General features: G+C 46.2%; 4 protein-coding genes. All 4 read left to right on the plus strand.

Annotated features, from left to right (window positions below; all coding sequences use genetic code 11):
- The first annotated feature begins 16 nt into the window (after nt 1–16).
- A complete protein-coding gene (locus ACDZ28_RS33360; RefSeq protein ID WP_375105483.1) occupies nt 17–232 on the plus strand; it encodes a hypothetical protein in 216 nt (71 codons plus the stop codon).
- Nucleotides 233–355: 123 nt separating this feature from the next.
- On the plus strand, nt 356–628 hold the full coding sequence (locus tag ACDZ28_RS33365) for a hypothetical protein (protein ID WP_375102230.1): 273 nt from the start codon (nt 356–358) through the stop codon (nt 626–628).
- Between the two features lie 854 nt (nt 629–1,482).
- Complete coding sequence (locus ACDZ28_RS33370; RefSeq protein WP_375102229.1) at nt 1,483–1,941, plus strand: replication/maintenance protein RepL; 459 nt, start codon at nt 1,483–1,485, stop codon at nt 1,939–1,941.
- A gap of 123 nt (nt 1,942–2,064) precedes the next feature.
- Complete coding sequence (locus tag ACDZ28_RS33375) at nt 2,065–2,337, plus strand: hypothetical protein (protein ID WP_375102230.1); 273 nt, start codon at nt 2,065–2,067, stop codon at nt 2,335–2,337.
- Nucleotides 2,338–2,512 lie beyond the last annotated feature (175 nt).

Raw genomic sequence — 2,512 nt, forward strand, 5'->3', positions numbered from 1 at the left:
TGCCAAAGAGTTAGGAATGCATAAACAACACGTCAATCGAGCTATGAAAGTACTTGTCGAAAAAGGGGTTATACATAAGGGACCTAAAGTGGGATCCATGCTTACGTATCGTTTAGACCCAAATTTCGGCGTTAAAGGACGTGCAAAGAACGAAAAGAACATACGCAGGGATATTGATGCCATGGCTCGCGAAAATGGATTGAAGGTCATCCAAGGCGGCAAAGAGGATTAAGGCGCACTTATACACCGCTACTCGATGTGTGCTCATTGAAAACAAAATAACATAAAGCTGGCCCTCTGGAAGTCTTCTTAGTCGGAGGATCCAGAGGGTTACAGCACCGGGAGGAAACAAGTAATGCACTTTAAGACCTATTACGAGCTCCAAGAATCCGGCAACTACCATGTTACACTAAAACTAGTTGCTCCAGAAATATCTGTGACACCTGCAGAGCTATGGAAAGTGATCGGACATAACACCAGTCGGTTCGATAAAGGCATGCGAGTTTTACAGCTACATCAAATTGCTGACTTGGGATTTATCGATCCTAGATTCTGGGATCACTTCACAAAGAAGGAGCAACCTGATCTCGAAACATGGATAAACAGTCTGCTCGATCCGGAAAAGTGATCAGTCCTCTTATAGCCGCCCAGATCGGGCGATGGGTATAAAGGGGAGGGTAAGACCCTATCTAGCATACAGAAGGCGCTCAGCGGGCTCTCAGTGGGCGCTCAATAGTCACTCAGTGGGCTCTCAATGGGCTCAGGAACGTCTTTGTGGAAATCTGACCCCTGCCCATACCCTTTTTACAATCTGCCGATCTGGCAGGACGAGGGAGGGCTAAATACATCATGCTGCGAATATTTAAGGGCATGAGGTAGCCGGAGAAGTGTCGACGGGTGGGGCCCCTACGGGGCGGGTCCCGGCGTTGCTGATCTGGCTACCGGGTGTGAGTGAGAAATTGCTTGTCAGTATGAGTGAGACAAGCTATGCTGAAGGTAACCAGTCACAACGAAAAATGACTAGTCAAAGAAAGTCAGTATTAGTCAAACTTTTCGTGATTGAAAATTGAATAACCTCATGATGGGCGCGGGTTCGCGTGACCCCCCCTCCCTACTATCAGGGGGGGTGGGAAAACCAAAAACGTCCATTTTGCTGGCAATTCTTCCGAGTTGGAGGGGTTGCCATTTTTGATTTATAGAGCAAAATTCATAGCTATTTGGAATGGTGCCGGTGAGGCTGCTGCTCCAGGAGGGTTGCCCCGAAGGGGTGGCTAGCCTGGAGCAGCGGACTGCCGGCTTTTTCATAGGCTGAATTAAGGTGCAAAAATCAAACGGGATAAGAGTAAATTTGGGTGTTTGAGATACCTAAAGATAATGAGACAGAAGGGGACAAGCTATAACCCTTGATATTACTGGAAATATTGATTGACATAGTAACCATCTTTGGTTACAGTATAACCATATTTGGTTACTCTGGAGGTGATGAAACTGGACAAACATAGGTTAGTTGACACCGAGACTGGAGAGATTATTTATACCGTTATTGAACTCAAACGGAAATATTACTCAGGGGGGTTTTTCATGGCTATGCAGGAAGGATTTATACACATCGCAAAGCTTGGTTTGACAGGCGAACAGATGAATGTGCTCTTCCTGATCTTCGGCAAATTGGATTTTGAAAACTGGCTTAGATTGAGCCAAACTGATATTGCCAAAGAGTTAGGAATGCATAAACAACACGTCAATCGAGCTATGAAAGTACTTGTCGAAAAAGGGGTTATACATAAGGGACCTAAAGTGGGATCCATGCTTACGTATCGTTTAGACCCAAATTTCGGCGTTAAAGGACGTGCAAAGAACGAAAAGAACATACGCAGGGATATTGATGCCATGGCTCGCGAAAATGGATTGAAGGTCATCCAAGGCGGCAAAGAGGATTAAGGCGCACTTATACACCGCTACTCGATGTGTGCTCATTGAAAACAAAATAACATAAAGCTGGCCCTCTGGAAGTCTTCTTAGTCGGAGGATCCAGAGGGTTACAGCACCGGGAGGAAACAAGTAATGCACTTTAAGACCTATTACGAGCTCCAAGAATCCGGCAACTACCATGTTACACTAAAACTAGTTGCTCCAGAAATATCTGTGACACCTGCAGAGCTATGGAAAGTGATCGGACATAACACCAGTCGGTTCGATAAAGGCATGCGAGTTTTACAGCTACATCAAATTGCTGACTTGGGATTTATCGATCCTAGATTCTGGGATCACTTCACAAAGAAGGAGCAACCTGATCTCGAAACATGGATAAACAGTCTGCTCGATCCGGAAAAGTGATCAGTCCTCTTATAGCCGCCCAGATCGGGCGATGGGTATAAAGGGGAGGGTAAGACCCTATCTAGCATACAGAAGGCGCTCAGCGGGCTCTCAGTGGGCGCTCAATAGTCACTCAGTGGGCTCTCAATGGGCTCAGGAACGTCTTTGTGGAAATCTGACCCCTGCCCATACCCTT

The sequence above is a fragment of the Paenibacillus sp. RS8 genome, from assembly GCF_041956825.1.
In the GTDB taxonomy this organism is placed as follows: Bacteria; Bacillota; Bacilli; order Paenibacillales; family Paenibacillaceae; genus Paenibacillus_AQ.